Here is a 15,465-nt window from a genome sequence, read left to right as displayed (position 1 = left end):
TCGGACGGCAGGGCCCGGCATGCTCGTCGAGTGGGCTTGGCTGCTGGCTCGTGCCGGTTCCCGGCTGCGGGGCGGGTCTGGAGCGGTAGCGCGATCGCCGACACTAATCGTATTCGGGCAGCCACATGGTTTCGCGAATGGCCTGACCTACGTCAGCATGGATTCTGGTGGCCACGTTGTCTGCGACGGCTGCTTGGTACACGGCCGCCGCGACCGTTCTCGAAATCCCCCGCAGGTCCTGGACATCCGGCAGCAGGGAATCCCCGGTCGTTGTCGGACTCGCCTGGTGCGCAAGGGCTTTCGCTGCCGCTCGCAGCATGCCCTGGGTCAACAACCGGGCCCCGGCCACGATCACGCCCAGCCCGATGCCGGGGAACACCAGCACGTTGTTGGCTTGGCCGATCGTGTAGGCGGTGTCGTGGTATTCGACGGGTGCGACCGGGGTGCCGGTGGTAACCAACGCCTTTCCTCCCGACCACGCCAGCACGTCGGCGGGCATGGCCTCCATCCGCGAGGTCGGATTGGACAGCGGAAAGATCATCGGGCGATCGCACGATTGCATCATCGTCTCGACCACCTCTTGGTTGAATGCGCCGGAGACGGTCGAGGATCCGAGCAGGACGGTCGGTGCGGCGAGCTTGATCGCGTCGACCAGGCCCACCCGATCCGAGGCGCCGACGCCTAGCCGGGCCCGGTTCTTGGCGTAGGGCACCTGGAACTCGCGCAGGTCAGCCATGTCGTCGAACAACAGCCCTTGTTTATCGACGGCCCAGATCTGCGACGTTGCCTGCTCGACGGTGGCACCATCGGCGACCATCGCGTCACGGATCTGGTCGGCGACTCCAACCCCGGCGGTACCGGCGCCGAAGACAATCACCGTGTTGTCGCGCACCGGGACTCCGGTGACATGGGATCCGCCGTCAATGGCCGCCACCACCACCGCGCCGGTGCCCTGTACGTCATCGTTGAACACGCAGTAGTCCGCACCGTATGTCCGCAGGATCATCCGCGCGTTGGTCGGCCCGAAGTCCTCGAAGTGCAGCATCGCGCGGGGGAACAGCCGGTGGGCGATCTCGATGTAGCGCTTGATGAACTGGTCGTATTCCTCGCCGCGGCGCCGGGCATGGCGATTACCCAGATAGAACGGGTCCTGCAACAGCTGTTCGTTGTCGGTACCGACATCGAGTGACACCGCCAGACTGCGGCGAGGGTCGATGCCGCCGCCCGCGGTGTACAGGGCCAACTTGCCCACCGCGATCTGGATGCCCCCGACGCCCCAGTCTCCGATGCCAAGGATGGCTTCGGCGTCGGTGCAGACGATCAGGTCGACGTCGTCGGGACCCAGACCGAACGTTTCGAAGGCAGCAGCGATCTCATCGGGCTCATCGATGCTCAGAAACAATCCCCGTTGACCACGGTATTCATCCGAGAAGCGTTGGATGGCCTCTCCGACGGTGGGCGTGTACACCACCGGCATGAGCTCGACCAGGTGCTCGGTCAGCACTTTGTAGTACAGCAGTTCGTGGCGATAGTGCAGCTGCTCCAGGAGCAGATTGCGGCCCAGGTCAGTGGCCAGGCTTTGCAGCTGATGCCATACGCGTTCGGACTGTTGGTCCAGGGTGAGCACGGCGGCGGGCAGTCGTCCGGTCAGGCCCAGTGCTCGACGCTGCTCGTGGGTAAAGCCGACGCCGCGATTGAGACTTGGTGTGGACAACGCATCCGGAAACCGAGGCACCCGGGCATCGCTCATCGATAGCCTCCATCCGTGACTTGACGAGTTAAGCCACGGTAACGCCCCGCGGCGGCCCCGGGAAGATGATCGGCGCCTGCGCCTCCCGGCTATTTCCCGGCGGACAGGTCGGGCTTCCGGTATCGCATACCGCTGTCGCTGAGGCGTTTTCGGTGTTGTCGGCCCGGACTCCGCGCTGGCCAAGCCGCGCCATGGGCGCACGCTACGGGTGGGTTTGGGGCCGGGCTGGGACCATGGTGAATGATTTCTCGCCGCAATCGGGCATAAGGAGGCTGCCGGCACATATTTATTCACGCCAAGTTACAAATTCGCGGACACCGACGGTTATCGAAGCTTACAGTTCACCGCAGATCGTTGCCGAAATTCACGCAATCGGGACGCGCTCCCAATGCCTGATGAACGGGGCCGGTATGAACCGCACTCAGCTCCTCACCATCTTTGCCACCGGGCTTGGCCTATTCATGATCTTCCTTGACGCGTTCATCGTGAATGTGGCGCTACCGGACATCCAAAATACGTTTGGAGTGGGGGAGGACGGCCTGCAATGGGTGGTGGCGGCATACAGCCTCGGCATGGCGGTCTTCATCATGTCGGCCGCCACACTTGCCGACCGCTACGGCCGCCGTCGCTGGTACCTGATGGGTATCGCCTTGTTCACGCTGGGATCGATCGCCTGCGGTTTGGCGCCCTCGATCGCGATGCTCACCGCTGCGCGGGGGGTTCAGGGTTTCGGCGCGGCAACGGTCAGCGTCACTTCACTGGCACTGGTGAGCGCCGCATTTCCCAACCCGAGGGAGAAAGCGCGAGCGATCGGGATCTGGACCGCGGTCGCCAGCGTGGGCACCGCTACTGGCCCGACGCTGGGCGGTCTGCTGGTGGATACGTGGGGGTGGCGGAGCATCTTCTACGTGAACGTGCCCATGGGGGTGTTCGTCATTCTGCTCACCGTCGGATTTGTGGCGGAGTCGCGCAACGCCCGGGCCGGCCGGTTGGATCTGTCTGGCCAGGCGCTGTTCATCGTCACCGTGGGAGCCTTTGTTTATGCCGTAATTGAGGGCCCCCAGATCGGCTGGACATCGCCGCTGATCCTTACTCTGCTCATGACCGCCGTAGTTGGCTGCGCCCTTTTCCTTTGGATCGAGGGAAGGTCAGCGGATCCAATGATGGATCTGACGTTGTTTCGTGACAGCTCTTATGCGCTTTCCATCGGGACTATTTGCACGGTGTTCTTCGCGGTCTATGGGATGCTGCTGCTCACCACGCAGTTCCTGCAGAACGTTCGGGGCTACACCCCGGGGGCGACCGGCCTGATGATCCTCCCGTTCAGCGCCGGCGTCGCCGTCGTTTCGCCACTGGTGGGAAGCCTGGTTGCGCGGGTCGGCGCGCGCGTGCTCATCCTCATCGGGCTCGGTCTGTTGATGCTGGGGCTGCTTACGCTGATCGCCAGCGAGCACCGGAGCTGGGCCTTGGTACTGGTCGGCCTTGGATTTTGTGGCACCGGCGTGGCGCTGTGTCTGACACCGATCACCACCGTCGCCATGACCGCGGTTCCCCCGGAACGGGCTGGCATGGCTTCGGGCATCATGAGTGCACAGCGGGCGATCGGCTCGACGATCGGCTTCGCCGTGTTGGGATCGGTATTGGCCGCCTGGCTGTCGGCCACGCTCGAACCTCACCTGGAACCCGCGGTGCCCGATCCGGTCCAGCGACACACCATTGCCGAAGTCATCATCGACAGTGCCAACCCGCGCGCCCACGTCGGTGGGATCGTGCCGCGGCGAGAAATCGTGCACCGCGATCCCGTTGCGATCGCGGAGGAAGACTTCATCGAAGGCATACGCGTGGCGTTCTTCATCGCCACGGCATCACTAGGCTTCGTGTTTCTGGCGGGCTGGCGGTGGTTCCCCCGAGGCGGGGCAGGCATGCTCGGCGATGCCGAGCGCGAGGCGGACGCCGTCGGTCTTTGAATCGTCGAGGGAAAGTCGAGACGTCGGCCGGCCCGACGCCCCTCGGGGGTACCTCTGGGCAGTACGCCCCGCCAGCTGCGGGACGTTCCGGCGCCAAAAGCTGGCCAAACCTGCACGATGTAGCCACGTTTCGCCAATCCGGCGTCGTTGACCACGTCGCTGGACTCCGCTGCTACCTGCCGCACACCAGACGTGCTGTGTCCCAACGCCCTGCAAAACAAGGACCCCAAAAAATCGAGTTACTTTGAGCCGTAGTGCTTCTCAGATGATGTGCTCCTCATCTGCCCCGCGAGGGTGTCTGAGTGGCAGGTATCGATCAGGCGGGTACCGGCTCACTGCTTGTCGCGTTGGTCCAGTCGGTGTCCCAACTGGTCGGCAACATTGGCAATCGCGGGCTGTCGCTGAAAGCGTTGCTCTTGAGCACCGTCACCCCCGCGGGGGAAGCGTGTGACTTCCCGGACAAGGTTCCGGCAAAGCCCGGTGCTCTTGAATCTTGCTGGCAAGCTACCGTCGAACCCGTTGTATTTGGATGAGCGAGCGTGCTGGACGCCACCAGCCTGGCTTCCGGCGCTACACTTGGCGGCCCATCGCCGGCCGACGCTACCGCAGAAGAACCGTCCCACAGCGGCTTTGCTCCGGTGTGTGCGGCGACAGGCTTGGCGCTCGCAGTCGCTAGTCCGGCGTCGGCGGGCGGCACGCTCACGCTCGCAGGCTGTGTGTAGAGGCTGAGCAGAAACGGAAGATTCTGGGCAATATCGATATCGAAGGCAGCCGATAGACCCCGCTCGGTACCGGTCAACGCGCATACCGTTGCAACTGCGAACGGTGTACTAGCCGCCACGGCCAAAGCCAGCGGCACTGGAGCGATCGCTGCCACGAGCAGCGCGATCATGATCGGGATGATGTTTTCGATGACGACTGTCGCCAGGGCCCAAACGACAAACGCCACCGTCCCAATCACGAACATGAGAGCCGCTAGCAGCTCTCCCGCTATCAGCAGAGCGATCAGATCCCTCAGGAAGAGGTAGATAAAGCCGATGAGTCTCACGATGAACGTGAAAATCGCCACGATGGTTTCCCATAGGAATAGTGGTGCCGGGGCGAGGGCGTCCGAGAGCACGCCCGCGAGGGTACCGATTTCGGCTTTGAGCACCGGCGGGGCTGGTGTGGTGTGGGGCATCGAGGCCAGTGTCGTGCCCGAGATGACTTGATAGGCGCTCATGGTGGTGGCCGCTTGGATCCACATCCGCGCGTAGTCGGCTTCGTTGAGTGTGATCGGGATGGTGTTGAGCCCAAAGAAATTGGTCGCCAACAGCGCCGTGTGGGTGGTGTGGTTGGCGGCCAGCTCCGCCAGTGTCGGCATCGTTGCCAGCGCGCTGGTGTAGGCCCCGGCCGCCACCTCGTGCTCGGCCGCCGTCGCCGCGTAGTCGGCGCTGGTGGTATTCAACCAGGCCAGATAGGGCACGTGCGCATCGACATAGCTCTGCGCGCTCGACCCCTGCCACGCGGCAGCCGCCACCCCGCTCAGTGTGGCGGTGAGTTCCTCCGCGACGGAAGCGTGTTCGGCGGCAAGTGCCGTCCATGCTGCGGCGGCCTCTTGCAGTGGGCCGGGGCCTGGGCCCGCGCTCAGTAGTGCCGAATGCACCTCCGGCGGAGATGCCATCCATACAGACGCCGTCATGAGGGCGCTCCTGAAGTCATACCCCCTCGGTCCGGGGCGGGTGCCGTGCTCTCGGAGCGCGGTTCTACCAAAGCTGACGACAACGGATCCGCCCAAGCAGCCGGCGAGACCATCTCGCCGGGCCTGATCAACAACGGAGCACTCAATGACGCCGCGCCCACCGGGCGTGCACCCTTAGGAACCACTGCTCCTCCGATCGTCAATACCTGACAGCTATGCGGCCTTGAGGCTGCCCCTGGTCGCGAACAGCCGCGGCTAGGGCTGCTGGCCGCTGGGAAGGCAAATCCGCATTTGCGGCCGAGCGTAGCAAATAGTTGCCGGGTCTTTCGAAATCGACCGTCCAGTGAAATTGATTGACATCAAGGGCATTTCAGCGACTGGCGGGCGCGAATGTAAAGAAGGTGGACAGTACATTTACGTGAGGTATGGGTGGGGCATTTGTAAAGGTGGTGACTGCTCACCCTCTGCTGTGGCGCAACAAAATGTGACCGATCTTCGCCGGCCGCTGATGCGCCAGCCTTGGCGGACTTGTATCGGTAAGCCTGAGAACTGTCGAAACATGTTTAGCCACAGCGATATTAGTTCGCCGCGGAGGCTGAGTTGGGTTCCTTGAGGTAGCGCCGGATCGCTAAGCGGGACAATGAAATAGAAGTCAGCTTTGGTGATCCGCCGCACGGTGGACCGGTTGATGCGGGCGATAGGGCGCGGGGCGAGGTCTGGCGCATCGCCATCTCCGTTGCCCGCAGGGCACGTGGCTCGCGGATCTTGGAGCTACCGCACTTGATGCCAACCGCAACTCACGGGTTTGGTTGGCCGACATGACCCTGCTGGACCCGTCCATGCGGCACAAATAGCGCGCGCATGATCTCAGTGGCGGACCGCGGCTGCTCCCTGTCCGATCACCGAACCATGTTGGACGGAAATCCGGATGTGCGGATCTGCGCCGGCAACGACTCGACCACATGTGTGTCACAGGGGCCGGTGGGACAGTCGTTGGGGCTGGCCAGTTGCGTAAGCCGGTCGAGGCCCCGCAGCACCGTATGCCCGCCCAATGTCCAGTGCTGGCTCTCGTCGGGGTCGCTCGCCTGCACTGTCTCAGCCGAACTCAGGACGCGGTGTGGATCCGATTTCGCCAATTCGCACAATCGCGCCGCGATGTTGACCGGTTCACCGATGACGGTGTATTCGAACCGCTCGAATGCTCCTACATTGCCCGCCAGGACAGCTCCCGCGGCCACTCCAATCGCGGCCTGGCACTCGGGTACCTCGTTGGCGAGTCGATGAGCGATCGCGCGGGCGGCGCCCAGCGCGTCGGTTTCTGGTGAAAGCGCCCGTATCGGGGCGCCGAAGATCGCCAGAGTTCCGTCGCCCTGGAACTTGTTGATCAGTCCGTTGCGTCGGCTCACCTCGTCGATGATGACGGCAAACATTTGATTGAATAGCCGCACAACCTCGGCGGGAGGGCGGGCGGTCACCAAACGGGTAGATCCGATGATGTCCACGAAAAGAACCGCGACGCAGCGCTCTTCGCCGCCAAGTTCGAAACTCTGGTCCTCGGCGGCAGCGGCGACGTCACGCCCGACATGACGGCCGAACAGGTCCCGGATCCGTTCACGCTGGCGCAGCCCCTCAACCATTGCGTTGAAGCCGCGCTGCAGTTCGCCGAGCTCGGTGCCGTCGAAGACCTCGAGCTGGCAATCAAGGTCACCAGATTCCACACGCTTGAGGGCTGAATGTAGATCGCGCACTGACGTCGCAGTCAGCCAGGCCGCGATCATGTTGCACAGCACGCCCGAGACGAGCGCGGACGGCGCCAGCAACAGCAGCACGAGCCCAAGATCGTTCCTGGTCAGGTGTTGTTGCGACATCGCGAACGCGACAGCGAGGATGATCCCCACCAGTGGAACACCCGAGCCCAACACCCACGACGTCGTGGCGCGTCCCATGACGCTGGGGGCAAGACGCCGTGTGGGCTGCCCGCCGCCAAGCGCGATGGTGGCCGCTGGCCGCAGCATCAGCTCGGCGAAGAAGTAACACGTAGCCGACAGTGCGATACCACTTAGGCTGGTGCCCAGAATGATCTTGGGGACGTACTCGTAACTGACGCGTCCGTAAAGGACGGCGAACAGTGCCGAACCGATCGTCCACGAGACCACGGGAACCAGGGCTAGGCGCCAGGGCGCGAGGAAAGCGTTGCGTTGGTCCTTTGCCGTCAACGGCTGATTATCGTTCTCCCATCGCAATCCGGCGAGGACGCGCTTGATGAGCCACACCCAGCCGAAGGTCATTGCCATGACAACGTAGACGGGCAGGACCCCCTCGGTGATCCACAGAACCTCTGGTGCGAACATGTCTGGGGTCGGGATCGCCACGATGACCAGGACCAGAACCAAAGCAACGCCGGCCAGGTTCGAGATCATCATGAAGCCGAATAGCACTGGCCTGGCACTGGATCCACACCGCAGCGATGCGGCGAGATCGTCGATGAACTTCCGGACTATCATGATCGGCAGGCGTCGGGGAGACGCGGCCGACTCGCCGGCCAGTCTGGTAGGGCTGGGATCGGTGCTCGCCGGTCCGGGCCGTTCCGGGTCCAAATATGACCTCCTGTATTGGGAGTTCGGGCCTGTTTGTAGGTCTCGCGATAGAGGCAACAACGCCCGAACGGGAGAAACGGCTCTGCGGCGGGTTTCAGTCGTGACCAAAACACCATGTGAATGCCGATTGCGTTAGCGAAGATGTTACCCCATAAGGGGATATGAATGGCCTGGCTGCCGCAGCGATAGGCCTGGAAGCCAGCGTCTGGGGTGGAGTCTTCGGCAGCCAACCGGGCACTGGGATACCGCGCCTTTCGGCCATCGCAGATCGCGCAGCTCCGGTGGAAGCATCAGCAGTCCAATGCTATTGGTCACCTGCCAATATTCGCTTGGGTGCCGCGACCGAGCAGCCCGCCGCGGCCCGGGCTGATACCGAGATCACGTTTGCCTAGTCAGTATTGGCTACGTCACGTTTTTGTTGGATCGAGCGAGTACGTGTGCCAGAAGGTCAGTGGCCGGGTAGAGCAACGCGCGAGCGGGGAAGTGTCCAAGCAGGGCCGGCTCACTGTCGCGAGCAATCCACTGCGACCGCTAGCCGGATTCGATCGCCAGCCTCAGTAGACGTCGCGGTGGTAGCGCTTGTCCGCGCTGAGCGCGCGGACAAAAGCAGTTGCAGACTCTGGGTCCAGGCCGCCGTGCTCGGCCACGATCTGGCAGAGCATGCGGTCAACGTCTTTGGCCATCGGGTCGGCGGTGCCACAGACGTATACCTGCGCCCCGTCCTGTAGCCACTGCCATAGCTGTGCTCCGCGCTGCTGCATCAGGTGCTGCACATAGACCTTGTCCCGCTGATCCCGGGAGAACGCCAGGTCCAGGTTGGTCAGCAGTCCGTCGCGATGCATGGCCTGTATCTCATCGCGGTAGTAGAAGTCGGTCGCGGCATGCTGCTCGCCGAAGAACAGCCAATTTGGCCCGGTGTGGCCGAGGGCGCGTCGTTCCTGCAGGAATCCCCGGAACGGCGCGATCCCGGTTCCCGGCCCGATCATGATCATCGGTGTGCGGGGCTCGCTTGGAGGCCGGAAATTGCTGGATTTGCGCACATAGATCGCAATTTGATCGCTGGGGCTGCGGTCGGCCAGATAGGTCGAGCACACTCCACGCCGAGGGACGCCCTGAAAGTTGTAGCGCACCGGCGAGACTGTCAGATGAACCTCACCGGGGTGCTCTTTGGGGCTGGACGAAATTGAATATAACCGGGGCTGAATGGGTTTGAGTACACTCATCCACTCGTCAACTGAGGCGCGGACCGGTGACTGGGCGAGCAGGTCGACCGACTGACGGCCCCAGGTCCAATCGGCAAGGGCGGCCTTGTTCTCCGGGCGCATCAGCTCGGCAAGTTGGTTCGCGGTGTTGGAGTCCAGCGTCCGTTGCGCCACGAATCGCAGCAGGTCCGGGCTCAGGTGTGCGATTTCGAAGCGGTCTGTCAGGGCGGCGCGCAACGACATCGTCCCGTGGCCGACGACCTCGACTTCGGTGTGGCCGTCCAACCGGGTCACACCCAGCCACTCGTCGACAAGCTGATGGGCATTGCGTGGCCACACCCCAAGAGCGTCCCCGGCCTCGTAGCTGACCGTTTGCTCGGGAACCCGAAATACCAGTTGTCGAACGTCTTTGGCCGAGCGCGGCCGGCTGAGTGTGGTGTTGCGCATCACGCTGGTCACCAATGGGCGCTTCTTCGTGTAGCCCTGGGGGCTGCTGGCGATGCTGGCCGCTCGAACAGGCCCGGTGGTGATGACCGGCGGGGCCGTGCGGCGCAGCCCGTCGAGTACCTCCTGCAGCCACCTGGCGGCGGACTCTTCGTAGTCGGGCTCGCAGTCGACGCGGTCGGTAATGCGGGAGGCACCCAGCTCGGCCAGCCGGTGGTCCAGGGCGCGCCCGTGGCCACAGAAGTCGGCGTAGTTGGAGTCGCCCAACGCGAGAACCGAATAGCGCGTGTCGGCCAGGCTCGGGGCCGTTGCGGCGCACAGCTCGCGCCAGAAGGCGGCACCGTTGTCCGGCGGTTCCCCGTCCCCGGTGGTGCTGGTGACAAGCAGCAACCGTTGGGTGGACACCAGATCGGCCACCGCGAATTCGTCCATGCCATGCAATACAACCGGCAGCTTGGCGGTGCTCAGTTGTGCGGCGACGCTCGCGGCGAGTTCTTCGGCGGTGCCGGTTTGCGACGCCCACAACACCACGATCGGGGGTTGCTCGACGCCAGCTTCGGCGGCGTTGTCCGATTGGGCAGCGGCACCGGGCGTTTGGGGGAACGGCAAGGCGGGGGGTGTCTCGGCTCGTGCGAACATGCCCGCGAGTAGGCCGTCGAGCCACAGCCGGGTGCCGGTATCGAAGGGAGAACTGACGGGCAGGGTCGGCACCCCGGCCATGCGTCGACCGGTTTCTGAACGCAGCCCGGCTATCAGGCCCGCCAGGTAGGAGCGGGCGAACGGACCGAACTGCGGGGTGGGTTCGTTTGCGACGCCCAATAGCTCGGCAAGAGCGTCGACCTGTGTCACGCTGAATTGGGCTGTATCGGCGAGCAGCTTGGGTGCTGTCGCATCCGCGCAGGGGTCGGCGGGTTCGCCGGGTTCTGGTTGCAGCTGCGGCCTGGCGACCTTGGTCAGGGTGACCGCACAGGCCTTGTATTCCGGTTGGCGCGATATCGGGTCTACCGCGTCGTTGGTTACGGCGTTGATGGAGAGATATTCACCGAATGCGTCATTCCAGTGGAACGGGGCAAAGCAGTTGCCGGGCCGGACGCGGTCCGTGATCACAACCGGCAACACGGCGCGGCCGCGGCGGGACGCGATCTCGATGTGGTCGCCTTCGCAGATCTGTAAATCGGCGGCGTCGTCGGGATGGACCTCAACGAACGGGCCGGGGTTGAGCTTGTTGAGCTTGGCGATCTTGCCGGTCTTGGTCAGCGTGTGCCACTGGTGGGCTAGGCGCCCGGTATTGAGCAGGAATGGGTAGTCGCCGTCGGGCATCTCATCGGGCACCAGGTGCGGGCGGGCGAAGAACACCGCACGCCCCGTTGCGGTGGGGAACGCCAGCCGCGGCACTGTGCCATCGTCGCGAACGAACTGAAGCTGGCTGACACCGTCGTTGAGGTAGCGGATCGGGCTTCGGCTGCTCGCGCCGTCCGGCGGACACGGCCACTGCAGCGGGGTTTCGCGCAATCTGTCGTGGCTGATACCGCGCAGGTCGTATCCGGTCGCCGGATTGGAGAAGCGCTTGATCTCCTCGAATACCTCCGCGGCGGAGCTATAGCTGAACGACTCCGAAAAACCCATCTCGCAAGCGATCCGGGCGATGATCTGCCAGTCCGGTAGCGCGTCACCGACCGGATCAACGGCCTTCGGGAACAAGGACATGTTGCGTTCGCAGTTGACCATCACGCCGTCGGATTCGGTCCATAATGCGGCCGGCAGCAAGACGTTCGCGTACTCGTTGGTCTCGGTTTCAAAGAACGCGTCCTGGCTGATCACCAATTCGGCTTTCTCCAAGCCGGCCAGGACGGTCTTGCGATTGGCCACCGTGGCAACGGGATTGCTGCAGATGATCCAGCACGCCTTGATCTCGCCGTCGGCCATGCGGGAGAACATGTCGATGACGCCGCCGCTGACATCGGTGCGCAGCGCCCCACCGGGTAGACCCCACTGCTCCTCGACGAACTCCCGGTCCGGCGCCGACAACACCGAGCGTTGTCCGGGCAGACCCGGCCCCATGTAGCCCATTTCGCGTCCGCCCATGGCATTGGGCTGGCCGGTGAGGGAGAAGGGGCCGCTACCCAGCTTGCAGATCGCCCCCGTAGCCAGATGTAAGTTGCACAGCGCGTTGGTGTTCCAAGTGCCATGGGTGCTCTGATTGAGTCCCATTGTCCAGCAGCTCATCCAGTTCGCCGCCGTACCGATCCAGCGTGCCGCGGTGCGGATGTCCTCGCTGGGAATGCCGGTGATCTCGCTTACCCGGTCGGGGGTGAACTGCTCGAGGAAACTCGGCATCACCTCCCATCCCTCGGTGAACTCGGAGATGAACTGCGGATCGGTTTGTTCGTTCTCAACGATGAGGTGCAGCAGACCGTTGAGTAGTGCGAGGTCGGTGCCCGGCGCGATCTGTAGGAACAGATCGGCTTTGTCGGCGGTCGCCGTGCGCCGTGGGTCGACGACGATCAGCTTGGCGCCGGACTTGACGCGTTCCATCATCCGCAGGAACAAAATCGGGTGGCAGTCGGCCATATTGGCGCCGACTACCAGAAACACGTCGGCGTGGTCGAAGTCCTGATAGGAGCCCGGCGGACCATCCGCCCCCAACGACAGCTTGTAGCCCGAGCTCGCACCCGCCATGCAGAGCCGAGAGTTGGATTCGATCTGGTTGGTGCCGATGAACCCTTTAGTCAGCTTGTTGGCCAGGTACTGGGCCTCGATCGACATTTGTCCCGACACATAGACGCCGACGGCGTCCGGACCGTGCTCATCGATGATGGCGCGTAACCGCATGGCGCACTGGGTGATGGCATCGTCGATCGGGATGGATTCCAGGTGCCCCGCTCGGTGGGCCCGCAGGTACGCCGATTCCATCCGGCCGGGCGCGGCAAGCAGGTCCGCGGTGGTCGTTCCCTTGGTGCACAATCGGCCGAGGTTGGCCGGATGCGACTTGTCCCCAGTCGACTTGGCGACGCGGCGCTTTCCCGTCTGCGGGTCGGTCGTAGTTTGCAGCACTATCCCGCAGCCGACGCCACAGTACGCACACACGGTTTTCACGGCGTCCTTGTTGGGCGCCATGAGTTCCCTGGCCACGCCTGCATCCTTTCTCCCCTGCTGCACAAGGGGTTATGCGCTGAAATCTTGCGATAAGGATGTTTCAGCGCGGGATGTCGAAGGTTTCGGCCGTTTTACGGTTTCCTCGCAGCGGGCCGGGCCTGCCGGTGCGTTGTTGGAAACGGCACCAAAACCTTGGTTACGCAGTTGAGCCGATTCCGGTCATCCCCAAGGTCTTCGTCGACCCGGCTATCTGTCGCCAGGCTACCGCCCAAGACACCATCATCAGTCGCCTGAGCTGCGGTTTAACGAAATCCGGGGGACATTCACAGTTTGCGTCAAGCTCGCGAGACGCGCCTTCCCGCGCCGTGATCCTGACCTTGGTATTTCGGGGTCTACAGACGTTGTCCAAGGGGTTCACAGACTTCGCTAAGCTCGCGAAGTGCACCGTCACCTGCGTGTGATTCTGATGATCCTGGGGCTGGTCCTGGGTTTGGGTGCCCCCGGTTGCGGCCACAAGTCTGCGCCACGGCCGACTACCGCGCCGGATACCTGCAAGAACTCCGATGGGCCGACCTCCCAGACGGTGCGTCAAGCCATTGCCGCGGTTCCCGTCGGGGTGCCGAACTCGACTTGGGTCGAAATCGCGCGGGGACACACCAAGAACTGCCGCTTGTACTGGGTGCAGATAATCCCCACCATTGCCTCCGAATCGACTCCGCAACAGCTGCTGTTCTTCGACCACAACACCCCGTTGGGCTCACCAACCCGCAACCCGAAGCCCTATATAAGGGTGCTTCCCTCCAGCCAGGACACCGTGACGGTCCAGTACCAGTGGCGGGTGGGTAGCGATCCGCAGTGCTGTCCGACCGGTAGCGGCACCGTGCGATTCCAGGTCGGGCCGGACGGCAAGCTCAAGGCGCTCGGTCCGATACCACACCAATAGCCGCGCTAAGCAGTCGTTTTCGTCTCGCCTCAGCAACTACTCGCTGTGAAGCACCCCCCAACCCGGCAGTGGTGTGCTCGACATCACTGGATTTGCCCTCTCTACAGCAGTTTTACAGCAGTTCCCCAGCAGTTTCAGGCTGCCTACGAGGTGCCTGGCGGCCCGAGTTTTGGCACGCTGGGAAATCGTTGTCGCTTCTCAGGAGGCGGGTCTAAGGAGGGTGATGGAACAGCAGATGCTGCTGCACCGCGAAGAGTCGCAGAGCAGTCCCGGCCGCTCGAAAGCTGTAACCAGGCGCTGGGGTGGCTCCCGTCACATCTCCCATTGGGACGCTGAGGATCTGGTGGCCTGGGAGGCCGGCAACAAGCGCATCGCACGGCGCAACCTGCTCTGGTCGGTGGTGACCGTGCACCTGGGCTACTCGGTGTGGACGCTGTGGCCGGTGCTGGTGTTGTTCATGCCCGAGAATGTCTATGGCTTTTCCGCCGGCGACAAGTTTCTGCTCGACATGGTCGCGACACTGGTTGGGGCTGGCCTGCGGATCCCCTATTCGGTTGCCACCACGGTTTTCGGCGGCCGAAACTGGGCCACCTTCTCCGCGGCCGTGCTGTTGCTTCCCGTCGTTGGCACCATGGTGCTCTTGCTGCACCCGGGCCTGCCGCTCTGGCCGTATCTGGTGTGCGCGGCGCTAAGCGGGCTGGGCGGTGGCAACTTCGCGGCCTCGATGAGCAACGCCAACGCTTTCTACCCCCACCGACTCAAAGGATCAGCGCTCGGAATTGCCGGCGGCATAGGAAATCTCGGCGTTCCGGCGATCCAGTTGATGGGTCTGCTGATTATCGCCGTTGCCGGCGAAGGCAAGCCGTACCTGATCTGCGCGCTGTATTCGGTGTTCCTTGCGATCGCCGCAGTCGGAGTGGCGCTGTCCATGAACAACGTTGCGCAGCACCGGGTTAAGGCCCGCCATATGCGCCCGATCGTCACCACGGTCCTGGCCAACCGCGACACCTACCTGCTGTCGCTGCTCTACCTGGGCACCTTCGGTTCGTTCATCGGGTTCTCGTTCGCCTTCGGGCAGGTCTTGCAGACCAACTTCATGGCGATTGGCGAACACGCTGCCCAGGCCACCTTGCACGCGGCCGAACTGGCCTTCCTCGGTCCGCTGCTTGCCGCGGTGGCCCGCATCTACGGTGGCAGACTGGCCGACCGGCTGGGCGGGAGCCGGATCACCCTCATGGTATTCGTTGCGATGACAGTCGTTGCCGGGCTGTTGATCAGCGCAAGCAGCCTGGAAGGTCGGCACAGTGGCCCGATGCGCGGAGCCACCATGACCGGCTACTTCGTCTGCTTCATCGCTTTGTTCGTCTTGGCCGGCTTGGGCAACGGGTCTGTGTACAAGATGATTCCGACGATTTTCGCGGCATGCGGGCGCTCCTTGGATCATGGCCCGAGTGTCGGAGGACTCGATCACCGCGACCGGCCGCGCGTCATCTCCGGGGTGGTGATCGGGTTCGTCTCGGCGCTGGGTGCCCTCGGCGGGGTCGGGATCAACCTTGCATTGCGCGAGTCCTTCGTCGCCACGGGCACGACGACCGACGCGTTCTGGCTCTTCATGGTGTTCTATGCCGGCGCGGCCGCGTTGACGTGGAAGGTCTACGTGCGCCGCCCGGTGGTTGGCATTCAGGCCCTGCCGCCGGCTATCGCACCGCAGCCGGCACCCGCGGCGGCGGAGCTGCTTGGATCCTAGGGCTCGCACCCGACGCGCGGATGCGGCTGACCATCAAC

At 63.6% G+C, this 15,465-nt stretch carries 7 protein-coding genes; 3 read left to right on the top strand and 4 right to left on the bottom strand.

Features of this window, described 5'->3' with window-relative positions; genetic code table 11:
* Positions 1 to 103 precede the first annotated feature (103 nt).
* The gene (locus CCUG20998_RS17625; RefSeq protein ID WP_020730350.1) at positions 104 to 1,750 is read right to left on the bottom strand and encodes an NAD-dependent malic enzyme; all 1,647 of its coding nucleotides are present in this window, start codon (positions 1,748 to 1,750) and stop codon (positions 104 to 106) included.
* 410 nt (positions 1,751 to 2,160) lie between these two features.
* On the opposite strand from CCUG20998_RS17625, the gene CCUG20998_RS17620 reads away from it, so the two are divergent.
* Positions 2,161 to 3,717, top strand: coding sequence for an MFS transporter (locus tag CCUG20998_RS17620; protein WP_020730352.1), 1,557 nt, complete (start codon positions 2,161 to 2,163; stop codon positions 3,715 to 3,717).
* A gap of 316 nt (positions 3,718 to 4,033) precedes the next feature.
* Here the strand turns inward: CCUG20998_RS17620 and CCUG20998_RS17615 are convergent, their stop codons facing one another.
* The 3 genes from CCUG20998_RS17615 to CCUG20998_RS17595 form a co-directional block, all read right to left on the bottom strand.
* A complete protein-coding gene (locus CCUG20998_RS17615) occupies positions 4,034 to 5,398 on the bottom strand; it encodes a PPE family protein (protein WP_036456276.1) in 1,365 nt (454 codons plus the stop codon).
* A gap of 899 nt (positions 5,399 to 6,297) precedes the next feature.
* Entirely contained in the window at positions 6,298 to 7,902 is a 1,605-nt protein-coding gene (locus CCUG20998_RS17605; RefSeq protein ID WP_231389756.1) for an adenylate/guanylate cyclase domain-containing protein, read from the bottom strand.
* Between the two features lie 647 nt (positions 7,903 to 8,549).
* On the bottom strand, positions 8,550 to 12,758 hold the full coding sequence (locus tag CCUG20998_RS17595; RefSeq protein WP_036456590.1) for a bifunctional nitrate reductase/sulfite reductase flavoprotein subunit alpha: 4,209 nt from the start codon (positions 12,756 to 12,758) through the stop codon (positions 8,550 to 8,552).
* Positions 12,759 to 13,203: 445 nt separating this feature from the next.
* On the opposite strand from CCUG20998_RS17595, the gene CCUG20998_RS17590 reads away from it, so the two are divergent.
* Together CCUG20998_RS17590 and CCUG20998_RS17585 are read left to right on the top strand one after the other, a co-directional pair.
* The gene (locus tag CCUG20998_RS17590) at positions 13,204 to 13,680 is read left to right on the top strand and encodes an LppP/LprE family lipoprotein (RefSeq protein ID WP_036456593.1); all 477 of its coding nucleotides are present in this window, start codon (positions 13,204 to 13,206) and stop codon (positions 13,678 to 13,680) included.
* Positions 13,681 to 13,903: 223 nt separating this feature from the next.
* Positions 13,904 to 15,427: a nitrate/nitrite transporter gene (locus tag CCUG20998_RS17585; RefSeq protein WP_020730359.1), complete on the top strand. Its 1,524-nt coding sequence runs from the start codon at positions 13,904 to 13,906 to the stop codon at positions 15,425 to 15,427.
* Positions 15,428 to 15,465: the final 38 nt, after the last annotated feature.

This window comes from Mycobacterium marinum (assembly GCF_003391395.1).
In the GTDB taxonomy this organism is placed as follows: Bacteria; Actinomycetota; Actinomycetes; order Mycobacteriales; family Mycobacteriaceae; genus Mycobacterium; species Mycobacterium marinum.
This window is presented reverse-complemented; position numbering and strand designations above follow the sequence as displayed.